This is a genomic window from Streptomyces sp. NPDC006997 (assembly GCF_040635175.1).
Taxonomy (GTDB): Bacteria; Actinomycetota; Actinomycetes; order Streptomycetales; family Streptomycetaceae; genus Streptomyces.
In genome coordinates this window covers 256,966-275,368 of record NZ_JBEYHH010000004.1, presented here as the reverse complement: position 1 = coordinate 275,368, position 18,403 = coordinate 256,966, and the positions used below count along the sequence as shown (strand labels likewise).

Sequence of the window (18,403 nt, the reverse complement as noted above, 5' to 3'; positions counted from 1 at the left end):
CCGGGCTGCCCGCCGTGCGGCGGGTCCGGCAGGGTAGCGTCAGCCTTGCCATGGAACTTGCCTACATCCCCAGCCCGTCGCGCGGAGTGCTGCACCTCGGCCCCGTTCCGCTGCGCGGCTACGCGTTCTGCATCATCATCGGCGTCTTCGTGGCCGTCTGGCTCGGCAACCGGCGCTGGATCGCCCGGGGCGGCCGGGTCGGCACCGTCGCCGACATCGCGGTCTGGGCGGTGCCCTTCGGCCTGATCGGCGGCCGTCTCTACCACGTGATCACGGACTACGAGCTGTACTTCAGCGAGGGCCGTGACTGGGTGGACGCCTTCAAGATCTGGGAGGGCGGCCTCGGCATCTGGGGCGCGATCGCCTTCGGCGCGCTCGGCGCGTGGATCGGCTGCCGCCGCCGCGGCATCCCGCTGCCCGCGTACGCCGACGCCGTGGCCCCCGGCATCGCCTTCGCGCAGGCCATCGGCCGCTGGGGCAACTGGTTCAACCAGGAGCTGTACGGCAAGGAGACGGACCTGCCGTGGGCCCTGCACATCACCTCCTCCACGGACGGCCGGGTGCCGGGGTACTACCACCCGACGTTCCTGTACGAGTCCCTGTGGTGCGTCGGCGTCGCCCTGCTCGTCATCTGGGCCGACCGGCGCTTCAAGCTCGGCCACGGCCGGGCGTTCGCGCTGTACGTCGCCTCGTACTGCGCGGGCCGGTTCTGGATCGAGTACATGCGCGTCGACGAGGCGCACCACATCCTCGGTCTGCGGCTCAACAACTGGACCGCGCTGCTGGTCCTGCTGCTCGCCGTGACCTACATCGTGATCTCGGCGCGGAAGCGTCCGGGCCGGGAGCCGGTGGTGGAGCCGGGCGCCGCCGACGGGGACGGGGACGGAGCGGAGGCCAAGGTGGACCTGGAGAAGGACACCGGTGCCGAGCCCGAGGCCGACGCCGAGCCCGACGCCGAGCCCGACGCCGAGCCCGACGCCGAGCCCGAGGCCGAGGCTGACGCCAAGGACGGCGAGGACGCCAAGGACGGCGAAGGCGCCAAGGACGGCGCCGGTTCGGCCAAGAAAGGCTGACGGCTGGCCATGAACACACGAAGGCGCCCGGGGTCCCCCGGGCGCCTTCGTCGTGCAAAACCGCAGGTTAGCGCAGGCTCTCCTTGCTGGCGGGCACGGAATCAGGGGCGTAATCTCAATGTTGTCGAGAAGTGGATTAAGTCTAAGAACGCTCTCTGGGGGGACCCCGTGGCCATCATCGAGACCGAGGCGGCGCTGCATGTGGCGCACCGCGACAACCACACGCACCGGGACGTCAACGGCGGCTGGCTGCGCCCCGCCGTCTTCGGCGCCATGGACGGTCTGGTCTCCAACCTCGCGCTGATGACCGGTGTCGCCGGTGGCTCGGTCGGCCAGCAGACCATCATCCTGACCGGGCTCGCGGGCCTCGCCGCCGGCGCCTTCTCCATGGCCGCCGGCGAGTACACCTCGGTCGCCTCCCAGCGTGAGCTGGTCGAGGCGGAGCTGGCCGTCGAGCGCCGTGAGCTGCGCAAGCACCCCCAGGACGAGGAGGCCGAGCTGGCCGCGCTGTACGTCTCCCGGGGCGTCGAGCCCGAGCTGGCGGGCGAGGTGGCCCGGCAGCTGTCCCGCGACCCCGAGCAGGCGCTGGAGATACACGCCCGCGAGGAGCTGGGGATCGACCCCGGCGACCTGCCCTCGCCGCTGGTCGCCGCGGTGTCCAGCTTCGGCGCCTTCGCGCTGGGCGCGATGCTGCCCGTACTGCCGTACCTGCTGGGCGCCAGCGCCCTGTGGCCCGCGGTGCTGCTGGCCCTGGCCGGGCTGTTCGCCTGCGGTGCCGTGGTGGCCAAGGTGACCGCGCGGAGCTGGTGGTACAGCGGGCTGCGGCAGCTCGCGCTGGGCGGCGCGGCGGCCGGTGTGACGTACGCCCTGGGCAGCCTGTTCGGCATCGCCCTAGGATAGGGAGACCCGCACTTATGCGTTGGGCCGCATAAATAACCGTTACTCGGTGGTTTCGAAGGCTTAACCGCGGGGCATGAGCCGTAAGCGCTGTGGGCAATGACGCCTGCCGCGCACCCGAGGGGTCAGCGACGACGCGCCCCCTCGCCCTCGGGCCGACGGGCATCGATCTGTCCGCATCGGTCCCCCTTGCTCCCGCCGCCCGTGCGCGGTACCCCCGCCGCGACCAGCGGCGTCCGCATGTTGGAACGGAGTATCCGGTTCCCGAGAACCGCTCCATCATGTAACCTGCACGAAATTTTGCATCTACGCAGAGGGCCAACGTCGTCCCTTGCGCCTTGCCTCTCCAGGCCGTTCGGCCCCGGAGAGACCTTCAGCCACTTGACGACGACGGGAGAGCCGATGCGTACGCCGCGCCAGCCGTCCCAGCACTCCGCGAACGGCCAGAACTGGACGTTCATGGATGCTCGCCCTGCTGCGCAGGGTATGTACGACCCCCGCAACGAGCACGACGCCTGTGGCGTCGGCTTCGTCGCCACCCTCACCGGCGAGGCGTCCCACACCCTTGTTGACCAGGCCCTGACCGTCCTGCGCAACCTGGAGCACCGCGGTGCCACGGGCTCCGAGCCCGATTCCGGCGACGGTGCGGGCATCCTCTCCCAGGTCCCCGACGCCTTCTTCCGCGAGGTGGCCGGATTCGACCTGCCCGAGGCCGGTGGCTACGCCGTGGGCATCGCCTTCCTGCCGGGCGACGGCACCGACGAGACCGTCTCACGGATCGAGAAGATCGCCGCGGAGGAGAACCTCACCGTCCTCGGCTGGCGTGACGTCCCGGTCGCCCCCGAACTCCTCGGCGCCACCGCCCGCTCGACGATGCCGGTCTTCCGCCAGATCTTCGTCACGGACGGCGCCAGCAAGGGCATCGACCTCGACCGCAGGGCCTTCGCGCTGCGCAAGCGCGCCGAGCGCGAGGCCGGGGTGTACTTCCCGTCGCTGTCGGCCCGCACGATCGTCTACAAGGGAATGCTGACCACCGGCCAGCTGGAGCCCTTCTTCCCGGACCTGTCCGACCGCCGCTTCGCCTCCGCGATCGCGCTCGTGCACTCCCGGTTCTCCACCAACACCTTCCCGTCCTGGCCGCTCGCCCACCCGTACCGCTTCGTGGCGCACAACGGCGAGATCAACACCGTCAAGGGCAACCGCAACTGGATGGCGGCCCGTGAGTCGCAGATCGTCTCCGACCTCTTCGGCGACCAGGAGAAGATCGACCGCGTCTTCCCGATCTGCACCCCCGACGCCTCCGACTCCGCCTCCTTCGACGAGGTCCTGGAACTGCTCCACCTCGGTGGCCGGTCGCTGCCGCACTCCGTGCTGATGATGATCCCGGAGGCGTGGGAGAACCACGACTCCATGGACCCGGCCCGGCGCGCCTTCTACCAGTTCCACGCCACGATGATGGAGCCCTGGGACGGCCCCGCCTGCGTCACCTTCACCGACGGCACCCAGGTCGGCGCCGTACTCGACCGCAACGGTCTGCGCCCCGGCCGCTACTGGGTCACCGACGACGGCCTCGTCGTCCTCGGCTCCGAGGTCGGCGTCCTCGACATCGACCCCGCGAAGGTCGTCCGCAAGGGCCGCCTCCAGCCGGGCCGGATGTTCCTCGTCGACACCGCCGAGCACCGCATCATCGAGGACGACGAGATCAAGGCGCAGCTCGCCGCCGAGAAGCCCTACGCCGAGTGGCTGGAGGCCGGTGAGATCGAGCTGGGCGACCTGCCCGAGCGCGAGCACATCGTGCACACCCACGCCTCCGTCACCCGCCGCCAGCAGACCTTCGGCTACACCGAGGAGGAGCTGCGGGTCATCCTGGCGCCGATGGCCAAGGCCGCCGCCGAGCCGATCGGCTCCATGGGCACGGACTCGCCGATCGCCGCGCTCAGCGAGCGCCCCCGGCTGCTGTTCGACTACTTCACCCAGCTGTTCGCGCAGGTCACCAACCCGCCGCTGGACGCCATCCGGGAGGAGCTGGTCACCTCCCTGCGCTCGTCGCTGGGCCCGCAGGGCAACCTGCTGGAGCCGACCGCCGCGTCCTGCCGCACCGTCCTGCTGCCCTTCCCGGTGATCGACAACGACGAGCTGGCCAAGCTCATCCACATCAACGCCGACGGCGACATGCCCGGCTTCAAGGCCGCGACCCTCTCCGGCCTGTACCGGGTGCACGGCGGCGGTGACGCGCTCGCCGCGCGCATCGAGGAGATCTGCGCCGAGGCGGACGCCGCCATCGACAACGGCGCCCGGCTGATCGTGCTCTCCGACCGGCACTCCGACGCCGAGCACGCGCCGATCCCGTCGCTGCTGCTCACCGCGGCCGTCCACCACCACCTCATCCGCACCAAGCAGCGCACCCAGGTGGGTCTGCTGGTCGAGGCCGGTGACGTCCGCGAGGTCCACCACGTCGCCCTGCTCATCGGCTACGGCGCCGCCGCCGTCAACCCGTACCTGGCGATGGAATCCGTCGAGGACCTGGTCCGCGCGGGCACCTTCCTGCCCGGCATCGAGCCCGAGCAGGCCATCCGCAACCTGATCTACGCCCTCGGCAAGGGCGTCCTCAAGGTCATGTCGAAGATGGGCATCTCCACCGTCGCCTCCTACCGCGGCGCCCAGGTCTTCGAGGCCGTCGGTCTCGACCAGGGCTTCGTGGCGAAGTACTTCAACGGCACCGCCACCAAGATCGGCGGCGTCGGCATCGACGTCATCGCCAAGGAGGTCGCCGCCCGGCACGCCAGGGCGTACCCCGCCTCCGGCATCGCGCCCGCGCACCGCACGCTGGAGATCGGCGGCGAGTACCAGTGGCGCCGCGAGGGCGAGCCGCACCTGTTCGACCCGGAGACGGTCTTCCGCCTCCAGCACGCCACCCGCGCCAACCGGTACGACATCTTCAAGAAGTACACCGACCGGGTGAACGAGCAGTCCGAGCGCCTGATGACGCTGCGCGGCCTGTTCGGCTTCAGGTCCGGTCGCGCGCCGATCCCCGTCGAGGAGGTCGAGCCGGTCTCGGAGATCGTCAAGCGGTTCTCCACCGGCGCCATGTCGTACGGCTCCATCTCCAAGGAAGCCCACGAGACGCTCGCCATCGCGATGAACGAGCTGGGCGGCAAGTCCAACACCGGCGAGGGCGGCGAGGACCCGGAGCGCCTGTACGACCCGGCCCGCCGGTCCTCGATCAAGCAGGTCGCGTCCGGCCGCTTCGGTGTGACCAGCGAGTACCTGGTCAACTCGGACGACATCCAGATCAAGATGGCCCAGGGCGCCAAGCCCGGCGAGGGCGGCCAGCTGCCCGGCCACAAGGTCTACCCGTGGGTGGCGAGGACCCGGCACTCGACGCCGGGTGTCGGCCTCATCTCGCCGCCGCCGCACCACGACATCTACTCCATCGAGGACCTCGCCCAGCTGATCCACGACCTGAAGAACGCCAACCCGAAGGCGCGCATCCACGTCAAGCTGGTCTCCGAGGTCGGCGTCGGCACCGTCGCCGCGGGCGTCTCCAAGGCGCACGCGGACGTCGTCCTGATCTCCGGTCACGACGGCGGCACCGGCGCCTCCCCGCTGACCTCGCTGAAGCACGCGGGCGGCCCCTGGGAGCTGGGCCTCGCCGAGACCCAGCAGACCCTGCTGCTCAACGGCCTGCGGGACCGGATCGTCGTACAGACCGACGGCCAGCTCAAGACCGGCCGGGACGTCGTCATCGCCGCGCTGCTCGGCGCCGAGGAGTTCGGCTTCGCGACCGCGCCGCTCGTCGTCTCCGGCTGCGTCATGATGCGCGTCTGCCACCTGGACACCTGCCCGGTCGGCATCGCCACCCAGAACCCGGTGCTGCGCGACCGGTTCTCCGGCAAGGCCGAGTACGTCGTGAACTTCTTCCGGTTCATCGCCGAAGAGGTCCGCGAACTCCTCGCCGAGCTGGGCTTCCGCTCCATCGAGGAGGCCGTCGGCCACGCCGAGCTGCTCGACGTGACCCGCGCGGTCGACCACTGGAAGGCGCAGGGCCTGGACCTGGCCCCGCTGTTCCACGTGCCCGCCCTGCCCGAGGGCGCGGCGCGGCACCAGGTCGTCGTCCAGGACCACGGCCTGGAGAAGGCGCTCGACAACGAGCTGATCAAGCTCGCCGCCGACGCGCTGTCCGCGGACTCCGCCACCGAGGCGCAGCCGGTGCGCGCCCGGGTCGCCATCCGCAACATCAACCGCACGGTCGGCACCATGCTCGGCCACGAGGTGACCAAGAAGTTCGGTGGCGCGGGCCTGCCCGACGACACCGTCGACATCACCTTCACCGGCAGCGCGGGCCAGTCGTTCGGCGCCTTCGTGCCGCGCGGTGTCACCCTGCGCCTGGAGGGCGACGCCAACGACTACGTCGGCAAGGGCCTGTCCGGCGGCCGGATCGTGGTCCGCCCCGACCGGGGCGCCGACCACCTCGCCGAGTACTCCACGATCGCGGGCAACACCCTCGCCTACGGCGCCACCGGCGGCGAGATGTTCCTGCGCGGCAAGGTCGGCGAGCGGTTCTGCGTGCGCAACTCCGGCGCGCTGGTCGTCTCCGAGGGCGTGGGCGACCACGGCTGCGAGTACATGACCGGAGGCCACGCGGTCGTCCTCGGCGAGACGGGGCGCAACTTCGCGGCCGGTATGTCCGGCGGTGTCGCCTACGTCATCGACCTCGACCCGGACAACGTCAACGTCGGCAACCTGGACGCCGTACGGACGCTGGACGACGCGGACAAGGAGTGGCTGCACGACGTGGTGCGCCGCCACGCCGAGGAGACCGGTTCGACGGTCGCCGAGAAGCTGCTCGCCGAGTGGCCCGCCGCCGTGGAGCGGTTCAGCAAGATCATCCCCAGCACGTACCAGGCAGTGCTCGCCGCCAAGGACGCCGCCGAGCGAGCCGGTCTCTCCGAGTCCGAGACCCACGAGAAGATGATGGAGGCGGCGATCAATGGCTGACCCGAAGGGCTTTCTGAACCACGGCCGCGAGGTCGCCGCGTCCCGCCCCGTCGAGGAGCGCGTCAGGGACTGGAACGAGGTGTACGTCCCCGGCTCGCTGCTGCCGATCATCAGCAAGCAGGCCAGCCGGTGCATGGACTGCGGCATCCCGTTCTGCCACAACGGCTGCCCGCTGGGGAACCTGATCCCCGAGTGGAACGACTACGCCTACCGCGAGGACTGGCAGGCCGCGTCCGAGCGGCTGCACGCCACCAACAACTTCCCGGAGTTCACCGGCCGCCTGTGCCCGGCTCCGTGCGAGTCGGCGTGTGTGCTCGGCATCAACCAGCCGCCGGTCACCATCAAGAACGTCGAGGTCTCGATCATCGACAAGGCGTGGGAGACCGGTGACGTCGCCCCGCGCATCCCGGAGCGGCTCTCCGGCAAGACCGTCGCGGTGGTCGGCTCCGGCCCCGCCGGTCTCGCCGCCGCGCAGCAGCTGACCCGGGCCGGGCACACCGTCGCCGTCTACGAGCGCGCCGACCGCGTCGGCGGGCTGCTGCGGTACGGCATCCCCGAGTTCAAGATGGAGAAGCGGCACATCAACCGCCGTATCGAGCAGATGCGCGCGGAGGGCACCCGGTTCCGCACCGGGGTCGAGATCGGCGTCGACCTGAAGGCGACCGACCTGAAGAAGCGGTACGACGCCGTGGTGCTCGCCGTCGGCGCCACCACCGCCCGTGACCTGCCCGTGCCCGGCCGCGAACTCAAGGGCGTCTACCAGGCCATGGAGTACCTGCCGCTGGCCAACAAGGTCCAGGAGGGCGACTACGTCAGCCCGCCCGTCTCGGCCGAGGGCAAGCACGTCGTCGTCATCGGCGGCGGCGACACCGGCGCCGACTGCGTGGGCACCGCCCACCGGCAGGGCGCGGCCTCGGTGACGCAGCTGGAGATCATGCCCCGCCCGAACGACGAGCGGAACGCCGTCTCCCAGCCGTGGCCGACCTTCCCGCTGCTCTACAAGGTCACCTCCGCGCACGAGGAGGGCGGTGAGCGGGTCTACTCCGTCTCCACCACCCACTTCGAGGGCGACGAGGACGGCAACGTGCAGTGGCTGCACCTGGCCGAGGTCGAGTTCGTGGACGGCAAGCTGACCCGGAAGCCGGGCACCGAGCGCAAGATCCCCGCCCAGCTGGTCACCCTCGCCATGGGCTTCACCGGCACCGACCGGGAGAACGGCCTCGTGGACCAGTTCGCCCTGGGCCTCGACGAGCGCGGCAACATCGCCCGCGACGCCGACTTCCAGACCAACGTCCCCGGGGTGTTCGTCGCCGGTGACGCGGGCCGCGGCCAGTCGCTCATCGTGTGGGCGATCGCCGAGGGCCGCTCGGCCGCCCGCGGTGTCGACCGGTTCCTGACCGGCGCGAGCGACCTGCCCGCGCCGATCCGCCCGACGGACCGCGCTCTGGCGGTCTGAACCGGTCTGACATGGTCTGACCGGTACCAACAAACGTTTCCGTACAACGGCGTACGGGACACAGACAGCGCCTGCCCACAGTCCCCGACCGGACCGTAAGGGCAGGCGTTGTCGTCTGTGCGGGGATCAGGGCAGGCGGTACGTCTCCCCGTACACCCGCCACTCCAGGGGCGTGTCCAGGTCCAGGTTCCCGGCGCCGGGGAAGCGGCGCTGGGCGGTGTCGACGCGGCTGGTGTCGGTGTGCGGACGGTGCTCGCTGGACAGCGTGGCCGCACGGCGTGAGCAGGTCGTGGTGCCGGTGCGGAAGCCCGCGATACCGGGGCCGGGTAGCCCTGGCCGTCGTCGAGGTCCTCCACGGCGAGGAAGTACGCCCCCGCCGTCACCAGGACGGGCACGACGGCGGGCGGGGAACAGGCAACCGGCTCTCTACGTGGCGCCAACCGTGCGGCGGGGCCTAGCCCAGCCCTCCCGTGAGATCCGTGACTCTCATCTCGGTCAGCAGCAGGAGCACCGCCAGCAACGCGGCGCAGGCGCCCGCCTGGATCAGCGTCCGGTGCGGGCCGCGGGGCGCGTAGGCGTACGCCGCCGTCACCGCGGCGCCGGTCAGCAGACCGCCGAGGTGCCCCTGCCAGGACGTGAACCCGGCGGATATCAGCAGCCAGAGCAGCAGGAACCCCATGAACCGGTTGACCTCGGCCAGGTCGCCGCCGAGGCGGCGGGCCATCACGTAGGAGGCGGCGCCCAGGCCGAAGATCCCGCCGGACGCGCCGAGCGAGGCCGTGCCCGGGTCGGCGAGGAGCAGCGCCAGGACCGAGCCGCCGAGCACCGACAGCAGGTAGAGGGCCAGATAGCGGACCCGGCCGAGCTGCGGCTCCACGTCCCGGCCGAGCTGCCACAGCACGAGCATGTTCATCACGATGTGCAGGATGCCGAAGGTGTTCTCGATCGGCGGGAGGTGCAGGAACCCGCTGGTGAGCAGCCGCTCCCACTCCCCGTTGGCGACCCCCTCGGCGTCGAAGTCGCCGAGCAGCACACCGTCGCCGACGTAGTACTGCCCGTCCGGGCCGACCAGCCGCGCCGTGACCAGCTCGAACCGGCCCACGATCTCCGGCCGCGCCAGCTCCGCCAGATAGACCAGGACGTTCAGCGCGATCAGCGCGTACGTCACCAGGGGCACCGCCGAGATCCGGCCACCGAAGGCGGTCCGCGCCTGCCGGACGGACTTCGCGCCCTCCCGCACGCACTCGACGCACTGGTGACCGACCGACGCCTCCCGCATACAGTCCGGGCAGATGTACCGGTCGCAGCGGATACAGCGGACGTGGCACTCCACGGCGGGATGGCGGTAGCAGGTGGTGACGGTGGACTCGGGTTCCACGACCGGCTCCTCGAACAGGGGGGATGGGACGGGTGGGTGAGCCGGTGGGGACGGCGGCGCAAAACTATCGAACAGCTGTAGGGGTGGGATCACGGGGGCGGCTGTCGTACGGTCGGCTGGCCGTCCGCACCGATCTTGTCCTGTCCTCGTCTTTCCTCGTCTCGTCCTTTCCCTGTCCTTTCCTTGTCCCGTCGTTCTAGGGGGAACGCCTATGGCCGCGATCAGTCTGAGCAAGGTGGCGGAGCGCGCGCCCGCGCTCGTCGACCTCTACAAGAAGGCCGGGCTGTCGCTGGAGAAGCACGGGCTGGGCGGGCAGCGGGCCGCCGTCTACCTCGTGGTCGACTACTCCGGGTCCATGAAGCCGTACTTCGGGGACGGCAGTGTGCAGGCACTGGCCGACCGGGTGCTGGGACTGGCCGCCCACCTGGACGACGACGGGAGCGTGCCGGTGATGTTCTTCTCCACCGACATCGACGCGGTCACCGACATCACCCTCGACGGCCACCAGGGGCGCGTCGAGCGGATCGCCGCCGGGCTCGGCCACATGGGCCGGACCAACTACCACCTGGCCATGGACGCCGTCATCGACCACTACCTCGACAGCGGCGCCCGGGACCCCGCCTTGGTCGTCTTCCAGACCGACGGCGGGCCGAGCAGCAGGCTCGCCGCGGAACGGTACCTCTGCAAGGCCGCCAAGCTGCCGCTGTTCTGGCAGTTCATCGGCTTCGGGGACCCGCGCAGCAAGCAGTTCGACTATCTGCGCAGGCTCGACGAACTGGCGGTGCCCGGTAAGCGCGTCGTCGACAACGCCGGGTTCTTCCACGCCGGGCGGGAGCCGCGGAAGGTGTCCGACGCGGAGTTGTACGACCGGTTGGTGGGCGAGTTCCCGCAGTGGCTGGCGGCGGCGCGGGGGTTGGGGATCGTGGACTGAGGGGCCCCGGGAGGTAAGAGGGCGCCGTGGGGGGTGACGCGCGGCGCCCGCGTCGTCAGGCAGGCACTGGCCTCGGCGCGGAAGACCTCGTCGGCGGGGCAGAGCCAGAGGATCGTCTTCCTGGCCTCCGGCTGCTCCCCGTACCTCACCGGAGAGGTCGTCTCCGTCAGCGGCCAGCCCCCCCAGTGCGCGGACGGCCACGACAATGGACCCCGTGCCGACCAAGAAGAAGCCCCAGGTGACCCCCGCCGCACCGGCGCGCCGCCGCGAACTGCTGCGCACCGCCGCCGAGGTCTTCGCCGAACAGGGCTACGACGCCACCACCGTGCGCACCATCGCCGACCACGCGGGAATGCTCGCGGGCAGCCTCTACTACCACTTCGACTCCAAGGAGTCGATGCTGGAGGAGATCCTGCGCACCTTCCTCGACGAGCTGTGGGACCGCTACGACACCGTCCTGGCCGCCGGACTCGGGCCGCGGGAGACCCTCGAAGCCCTCGTCACCGAGTCGTTCCGGGAGATCGACCGGCACCGCGCCGCCGTCGCGATCTACCAGAAGGAGTCCAGACAACTCGCCGCGCAGAACAGGTTCCGCTTCCTCGCCGAGTCACAGCGCAGGTTCGAGAAGGCGTGGCTGGCCACGCTGGAACGCGGGGTCGGCGAAGACGCCTTCCGGGCCGACCTCGACATCCGGCTCACCTACCGCTTCGTCCGCGACACCGTCTGGGTCGCCGCGTCCTGGTACCGGCCCGGCGGACAGCACAGCCCGGAGGAGATCGCCCGGCAGTACCTGTCGACGGTGCTGGACGGGATCGCCGTACGCACATGACCCCCGGGAAGTCCCGGAAGTCCGTGAAGCCGGCTGAGCCTCGCCCGTTCCATGGCCGTGGAGCGGGCGCCCCGGGTGCCGGGCAACACGCCATGGCACCGGAGAACGTCTCCCCCCTCGTGGTGTGGCTCGGCTCCGCCACCCGCTCCGACGTGACCGGACGCGTGTCCCACTCAAGCCGCCTACGTGTCACACTCCAGCACCGTCCGGCACAACCCGCACCGCGCCCGGACCCGCCCCCGCACCGGCACCCGGATGCGCTGGTGGCACGTCGGACAGGGGAACGACACCCGCAGCGGACCGTGGCTGTCCGGGCTGAAGGCGTACGGCACGTCCGAACCGCCCGACTGCGGGAGCGACCCGCCGGGGCGGTGGTCCTGGGCGTGACGGCGGTCGCGCGCGTAACGGCGACGGCCCGCCCACCCCGCGGCCGTGAGCGGCGGCTGCCGCCCGTCCTGACGGGCCCGCGCCCTGCCCTTCACATACGCCGTGTACGCCTGCGCACTCGTGAACCACGTCGACGGGTCCTCACCGAACAGCAGCGCCCGCTTGGCCAGCACGTACCCGAACTCCTCCGGCGTGAGATACCCCAACTTCTGCGACGACGCCGCGTCCTCCCGGTACGCGTCCAGCAGCAGCCACCCCGCGCCCAGGTACGTCGTCACCGTGTCCGTGAGGATCTCGTTGGCGCGGGTGCCGGGAAACGACAGGTCCAGCCGGTGCAGATACACATGCGTGATCTCGTGGGCCAGCGCCGCGCCGATATCCCGCCGATGGGTGCGGAACCGGTCGTTCAGCTCCACGAAGTACTCCGGACCCGCCGCCAGTTCGACGTTCGCCGCCTGCGTCATCGCACGGAAGCCGACGACCAGCCGGGCGTCCGGCAGCCGGTAGTGCCGCACCAGCTCACGGGCCACCCGCTGGGAGCCCAGATACAGGTCGTCCGTATCGCAGAACGCCACGTCGACCGGCGGCACGCTGGTCGCGAACGTCTGGATCGTGTCGTACGACAGCCGCTTGTACAGCGCGGTGATCGCGGCCCGCACCGTCTCCAGATGCGGGTAGCCGTGCTCGACCGGTCCGTCGCTCGCCACGCCCGTACCCCCAAGACGCCGTGAACCCATTCCACTGTAAGGCCGGGACCAGCAGCCACGCGCGCGTGGACCCCCGCACAACCCCCCGTAGGGTAAGCACCCATGACCACCAGCAACACCGGTACCGGTGACGTCGACCCCGCCGTCCGCGCGGAACTCGCCAGGCTGCGCGACAGCATCGACAACATCGACGCGGCCGTCGTGCACATGCTCGCCGAGCGGTTCAAGTGCACCCAGCAGGTCGGCCACCTCAAGGCCGCCCACCAGCTGCCGCCCGCCGACCCCGCGCGGGAGGCCCGCCAGATCGCCCGGCTGCGCGCCCTCGCCGAGAACGCCAAGCTGGACCCGGCCTTCGCCGAGAAGTTCCTCACCTTCATCATCGCCGAGGTCATCCGCCACCACGAGGGCATCGCCGGGGAGAACGTGAACGGCTCCCCGCCGGTGGCCGATTGACCTCGGCAGATGCCCCGGGGGAGTGACAGCGGGCCGCGCAGGGGGCATTCTTCGGGGTGCACTCCTTGTCAGCCGAGGAGCACACCCCGTCAGCGCCCGAGCCTGTTCCGGACGCCGTACGGGAGGGAGGGCGGGCATGTCACCGGACGCCAGGATCCTCATCGTCGACGACCACGAAGACACGCTGTACGCGCTGGAGAGCGCCCTCGCCCCCCTGGGCCACCTGCTCGCCAGCGCCACCAGCGGCGACGAAGCCCTCAAACAGGTGCTGCGCGGCCGGGTCGGCCTCCTGCTCCTCGACGTGCGCCTGCCCGGCATCAGCGGCCTCGACGTCGTGCGCTACGTACGGCGCCTCGAACAGACCCAGCACATCCCCGTCGTCCTGCTCACCGGCTTCGCCCAGGACCAGGAACTGGCCGCAGCCGCCTTCGGACTCGGCGTCGCCGACCTCGTCACCAAGCCCGTCGACCCCTGGACCCTGCGCACCAAGGTCCGCTACCTCTACGACGCCCACCAGCACCGACTGGCACTCGAACACGAGATCCGCGAACTGCGCGCCCTGATCAAGAACGACCTCGCCGCCCCGCCCCAGGGTCACCACGACACACCCACCCCGAAGGGCCCCACACCCGGCCGACCAGGGGCGCACGTGCCCCTCCAACGCGAGCCCCACCCCCACAACGCGCCCCCACCCTGCCCGCCCCCACCCCCCACACCAGCCGGGGAACGGACATAACGCCCGAACCGAGCGCGAATCCGTCCGCCCCTGTGCGCTGTCAGTGCCATCAGGCAGCATGTCTGCATGTCCGTCCTCACGCGCGACGAAGCGCAGACCCGTGCCAGGCTCCTCGACGTCCACCGCTACACGATCGACCTCGATCTCACCAGCGGCGACGACACCTTCGACTCCCGGACCGCCATCCGGTTCACCGTCCGCGCCGACCAGGACGCCACGGACACCTTCGTCGAGGTCAAGCCCGCCGAACTGCGCTCCGCCACCCTCGACGGACACCCCCTCGACCCCGAAAGCCTCATCGACAACCGCCTCCCCCTGAAAAACCTCACCCCCGGCCCACACGAACTCCACATCGCCGCCCGGATGCGCTACTCCCGCACCGGCGAGGGAATGCACCGCTTCACCGACCCCAGCGACCACGAGACGTACGTCTACACCCAACTGTTCATGGACGACGTCCAACGCGTCTTCGCCGCCTTCGACCAGCCCGACCTCAAAGCCGTCTTCGACCTCACCGTCACCGCCCCCGAAGGCTGGACCGTCCTCGCCAACGGCATCACCGAACACCTCGGAGACGGCCGCTGGCAGGCCGCCACCACCCCACCCATCTCCACCTACCTCGTCGCCGTCGCCGCCGGACCCTGGCACTCCGTCCGCACCGAACACCGCGGCCTCCCCTTCGGCCTGCACTGCCGCCGCTCCCTCGCCCCCCACCTCGACACCGACGCCGACGAGATCCTCGACGTCACCCGCGCCTGCTTCGACCGCTACCACGAGAAGTTCGACGAGCCCTACCCCTTCGACTCCTACGACCAGGCGTTCGTCCCCGAATTCAACGCCGGCGCCATGGAGAACCCCGGCCTCGTCACCTTCCGCGACGAGTTCGTCTACCGCTCCGCCGTCACCGACACCGAGCGACAGACCCGCGCCATGGTCATCGCCCACGAAATGGCCCACATGTGGTTCGGTGACCTCGTCACCCTCCGCTGGTGGGACGACATCTGGCTCAACGAGTCCTTCGCCGAGTACATGGGCTACCAGACCACCGCCGAAGCCACCCGCTTCACCGACACCTGGACCGACTTCGGCATCACCCGCAAAGCCTGGGGCTACGACGCCGACCAACGCCCCTCCACCCACCCCGTCGCCCCCGAAGCCGTCGAGGACACCGCCTCCGCCCTCCTCAACTTCGACGGCATCTCCTACGCCAAAGGCGCCTCAGCCCTCCGCCAGCTCGTCACCTGGCTCGGCGAGAAGGACTTCCTCACCGGCATCAACAACCACTTCACCCGCCACAAGTTCGGCAACGCCAGCCTCGCCGACTTCATCGACTCCCTCGCCGACGCCACCGAACGCGACGTCCACACCTGGGCCGACACCTGGCTCCGCACCACCGGCGTCGACACCCTCACCCCCCACATCACCCCCGGCGACAACGGCGTGTGCACCCTCACCGTCGACCACACCGGCAGCCGCCCCCACCGCATCGCCGTCGGCCTCTACGACCAGGACCTCACCGACGAAGGCCGCCTCACCCTCCGCGACCGCGTCGACATCGACATCCCCCACCCCGACGGCGGCCACCCCATCGGCAAACGCCCCGCCCTCCTCGTCCCCAACGACGGCGACCTCACCTACGCCAAGATCCGCTTCGACCCCCACTCCTTCCACACCCTCCGCGACCACCTCTCCGGCCTCCCCGACCCCCTCACCCGCGCCGTCGTCTGGAACGCCCTCAGGGACGCCGTACGCGACGGCGAACTCCCACCCGCCGACTACCTGAACACCGCCCGCACCCACCTGCCCCGCGAAACCGACCTCGCCATCACCGGCGGCGTCCTCACCTTCGCCGCCACCCAGGTCGCCGACCGCTACACCACCCCCGAGGACCGCCCCGCCGCCCTCGCCACCCTCTCCTCACTCTGCCGCGACCTCATCCGCCGCACCGAGGACGGCGACCACCCCGGCCTCCGCCTCATCGCCGTCCGCCACGCCATCGACGTCGCCGCCCAGCCCGACACCCTCGCCGCCTGGCTCACCGACGGCACCGTCCCCGGCGGACCCGAACTCGACCCCGAACTCCGCTGGCGCATCCTCGGCCGCCTCGCCGTCCTCGGCGCCACCGACGACACCGCCATCGCCGCCGAACTCGCCAACGACCCCAGCGCCACCGGCCAGGAAGGCGCCGCCCGCTGCCGGGCCGCCCTCCCCGACCCCGACGCCAAGCACACCGCGTGGCAAGCGATGTTCACCCACGACGACCTCTCCAACTACCTCTTCACCGCCACCGCCCGCGGCTTCTGGCAACCCGAACAAGCCGACCTGCTCCAGCCCTACGTCACCCGCTACTACCAGGACGCCGTCGCCCTCGCCGCCCGCCGCGGCCCCGCCATCGCCGACGCCGCCGGACGCTGGGCGTTCCCCACCCACACCGTCGACCCCGAAACCCACCGGCTCGGCGAGGAATGCCTGCGCGACGCCGACCCCATCCCCGCCCTCCGCCGCAAACTCACCGACCAACTCGACGACCTCGCCCGCGCCCTGCGCGTCCGGCGGACCCCGACCCTCACGGAGGCATGACACGACGTACCGGCGGGGAGACCAACAACTCCCCGCCGGTACGAGCCACACCCGCCACGCCGGCCTAGAACACCGGCGTACCGTCCCGCGTCAGCTTCCAGTCCACCGACGCGAAGTCCTTCGGGTCCAGCACACCCCTCGCCGTCACCCACTCCGCGATCCGCGTCCGGATCTCCGTCGACTCCGACCACACCTCCGGCGCCGAAGCCACGAACGGGAACGCGCCACCACCGTTCGCCCGATAGTTGTTCACCGCCAGCACGAACCGCTCCTCATCAGCCAACGCCGCACCGTCGAAGGTGAGGTTCCTGATCCGCGACCCCGGCACCTGCGCGATGTCGATCTCGTACGACAACCCCGACACGTAGTCGTAGTTGTAGTCCGGACGGCCGTTCGCGTTCGTCAGCTTGCCCACGTCCACCGCGGCATCCGCCGCCGTCCGCACGAAATACTCCGCCGAGTACTCCAGGTACGCCCGCAGCTGCGCACCCGTCATCACCTTCGCGACCAGCGTGTTGTCGTACACGTACAGACTCGACAGATCCCGGATCGTCACCTCACCCGCCGGGATCTCCGACGTCCGCGAGAACGGCGACGCCTGCGCGATCACCGGCAACGCCGCGTACTCCGTCCCCGCCAACGCCTCCCGGACCACATCCTCCTGAACCCGGGTGATCAGATCGATGATCGGAGCGTCCTTGTACCGGGCGTCCACCGTCGTCAGGGTCTCCGTCGCCGTACCGACCACCTGGTTGACGTACTCCACGACCTTCGCGTGCTCGTCCGCCAACAGCCTGGTGATCTCCGGGTCATCCGCGACCGTGTTCGAGTTCAACACCTCCGCCGCGACCGACTCCACACTCCACCGGCCCCTGCTGAACACCAGCTCGATGTCGAACACCGACAACCGCTGCGCATACGCCAACGGCTCCGACAGCACCACCGTCCGGCCCGTCTTCTCGTTGGTGACCCTCAGCTCCGGAATCTCCACATGCGCGTGCCCCACCAGGATCGCGTCGATGTCCGGCACCAGCCGCGCCACGTTCGCCGCGGCGTTCTCCACATACGGCAGCTGATCACCGTACGACGACGTCCCCGACGAACCCGAGTGCGCCGACACCACGACCACGTCCGCGCCCATCGACTTCAGCTTCGGCACCCACTTCGCCGCCTGCTCCTCCAGACCCGGGAACGCCAGCTTGCCCTGCACGTACGCCTTGTCCCAGATCGCGATCCCCGGGTTCGTCAACCCCAGCACCGCCACCTTCACCGGCCGCGCCCCCGGCACCCGGAACGTCTTCATGAAGTACGGCGGGAAAGCGGGCTTCAGCGTCTTCGCGTCCACCGCGTTCGCACCCAGCAACGGGAAGTCACACTGCTCCTCGAACTTGCGCAGCGTCTCGATGCCGTAGTTGAACTCGTGGTTCCCCAGCGCCACCGCGTCATAGCCGATCGCGTTCATCGCCTGCGCCATCGGATGCACCGGACCACCCTCCGCGGTGATCGGATCCACCTTCGCGTAGTAGTACGTCAGCGGCGTGCCCTGAATCGTGTCACCCGCGTCCACCAGCAACGTGTGACGACGGCCCCGCTCCCCACGGAGCTGCTTCACCAGCGTCGAGATCCGCGCCAGACCCTGGGAATTGCCCGCCGCGTCGACGTAGTCGGCATCCTTGAAGTAGTCCCAGTTGAAGACCCGGCCATGCAGGTCAGTCGTGCCCAGCACCGTCAGCGAGTACCGCTTCGCGGGCTTCCGCGCCGGGGACGCCTGCGCCGCCGGAGCCGCCGCCGCGCCCGCGACCGCCACCCCCGCCCCCGTGGCAGCGGACTTCTTCAGAAACTTCCGGCGGTTCAACGGCATGTCTCGTACTCCTTGGAGCCTGGATCCAGTGACGCGTGTAGATACGCGCGTAGATTCTGACCCGCCCACAACCAACCGCAACAGGCCCACAACGTTGCGATCTGGTGACCCCACCCC

Annotated in this window: 12 protein-coding genes and 1 pseudogene; 9 read left to right on the top strand and 4 right to left on the bottom strand. The window is 70.3% G+C overall.

The features are described from left to right. Positions 1–50 precede the first annotated feature (50 nt). From lgt to ABZ659_RS05900, 4 genes are all read left to right on the top strand, one after another. The gene (gene lgt / locus ABZ659_RS05915; protein ID WP_360213884.1) at positions 51–1,073 is read left to right on the top strand and encodes a prolipoprotein diacylglyceryl transferase; all 1,023 of its coding nucleotides are present in this window, start codon (positions 51–53) and stop codon (positions 1,071–1,073) included. 168 nt (positions 1,074–1,241) lie between these two features. Next, positions 1,242–1,973: a VIT1/CCC1 transporter family protein gene (locus ABZ659_RS05910; RefSeq protein WP_360213882.1), complete on the top strand. Its 732-nt coding sequence runs from the start codon at positions 1,242–1,244 to the stop codon at positions 1,971–1,973. Positions 1,974–2,372: 399 nt separating this feature from the next. Then, a complete protein-coding gene (gene gltB, locus ABZ659_RS05905; RefSeq protein WP_360213880.1) occupies positions 2,373–6,968 on the top strand; it encodes a glutamate synthase large subunit in 4,596 nt (1,531 codons plus the stop codon). After that, positions 6,961–8,424 carry a glutamate synthase subunit beta gene (locus tag ABZ659_RS05900; RefSeq protein WP_360213878.1) on the top strand — a complete coding sequence of 488 codons (1,464 nt, stop codon included), beginning with the start codon at positions 6,961–6,963 and terminating at the stop codon, positions 8,422–8,424. The genes gltB and ABZ659_RS05900 overlap by 8 nt, the downstream gene beginning before the upstream one ends. A gap of 126 nt (positions 8,425–8,550) precedes the next feature. On the opposite strand, the pseudogene ABZ659_RS05895 reads toward ABZ659_RS05900, so the two are convergent. Both ABZ659_RS05895 and ABZ659_RS05890 read right to left on the bottom strand, forming a co-directional pair. Further along, a pseudogene (locus ABZ659_RS05895) lies at positions 8,551–8,667 on the bottom strand (chitosanase); the annotation flags it as partial. A 211-nt stretch (positions 8,668–8,878) separates the two neighbouring features. Further along, on the bottom strand, positions 8,879–9,802 hold the full coding sequence (locus ABZ659_RS05890; RefSeq protein ID WP_360213876.1) for a rhomboid family intramembrane serine protease: 924 nt from the start codon (positions 9,800–9,802) through the stop codon (positions 8,879–8,881). Positions 9,803–10,013: 211 nt separating this feature from the next. Here ABZ659_RS05890 and ABZ659_RS05885 point away from each other — a divergent pair, with 211 nt between their 5' ends. Further along, positions 10,014–10,733, top strand: coding sequence for a VWA domain-containing protein (locus ABZ659_RS05885; protein WP_360213874.1), 720 nt, complete (start codon positions 10,014–10,016; stop codon positions 10,731–10,733). A gap of 214 nt (positions 10,734–10,947) precedes the next feature. Next, a complete protein-coding gene (locus tag ABZ659_RS05880) occupies positions 10,948–11,562 on the top strand; it encodes a TetR/AcrR family transcriptional regulator (RefSeq protein WP_360213872.1) in 615 nt (204 codons plus the stop codon). A gap of 182 nt (positions 11,563–11,744) precedes the next feature. Here ABZ659_RS05880 and ABZ659_RS05875 read toward each other — a convergent pair whose 3' ends face one another. Further along, positions 11,745–12,656 carry a hypothetical protein gene (locus tag ABZ659_RS05875; RefSeq protein ID WP_360213870.1) on the bottom strand — a complete coding sequence of 304 codons (912 nt, stop codon included), beginning with the start codon at positions 12,654–12,656 and terminating at the stop codon, positions 11,745–11,747. Between the two features lie 102 nt (positions 12,657–12,758). Here ABZ659_RS05875 and ABZ659_RS05870 point away from each other — a divergent pair, with 102 nt between their 5' ends. The 3 genes from ABZ659_RS05870 to pepN all read left to right on the top strand — a co-directional run bounded on the left by ABZ659_RS05870 (position 12,759) and on the right by pepN (position 16,425). Further along, positions 12,759–13,109, top strand: a complete 351-nt coding sequence (locus tag ABZ659_RS05870; protein ID WP_360213868.1) for a chorismate mutase — start codon at positions 12,759–12,761, stop codon at positions 13,107–13,109. 136 nt (positions 13,110–13,245) lie between these two features. Continuing rightward, complete coding sequence (locus ABZ659_RS05865) at positions 13,246–13,845, top strand: response regulator (RefSeq protein ID WP_360213866.1); 600 nt, start codon at positions 13,246–13,248, stop codon at positions 13,843–13,845. A 66-nt stretch (positions 13,846–13,911) separates the two neighbouring features. Then, the gene (pepN, locus tag ABZ659_RS05860; protein WP_360213864.1) at positions 13,912–16,425 is read left to right on the top strand and encodes an aminopeptidase N; all 2,514 of its coding nucleotides are present in this window, start codon (positions 13,912–13,914) and stop codon (positions 16,423–16,425) included. A gap of 64 nt (positions 16,426–16,489) precedes the next feature. Here the strand turns inward: pepN and ABZ659_RS05855 are convergent, their stop codons facing one another. After that, a complete protein-coding gene (locus ABZ659_RS05855) occupies positions 16,490–18,286 on the bottom strand; it encodes a 5'-nucleotidase C-terminal domain-containing protein (protein ID WP_360213862.1) in 1,797 nt (598 codons plus the stop codon). Positions 18,287–18,403: the final 117 nt, after the last annotated feature.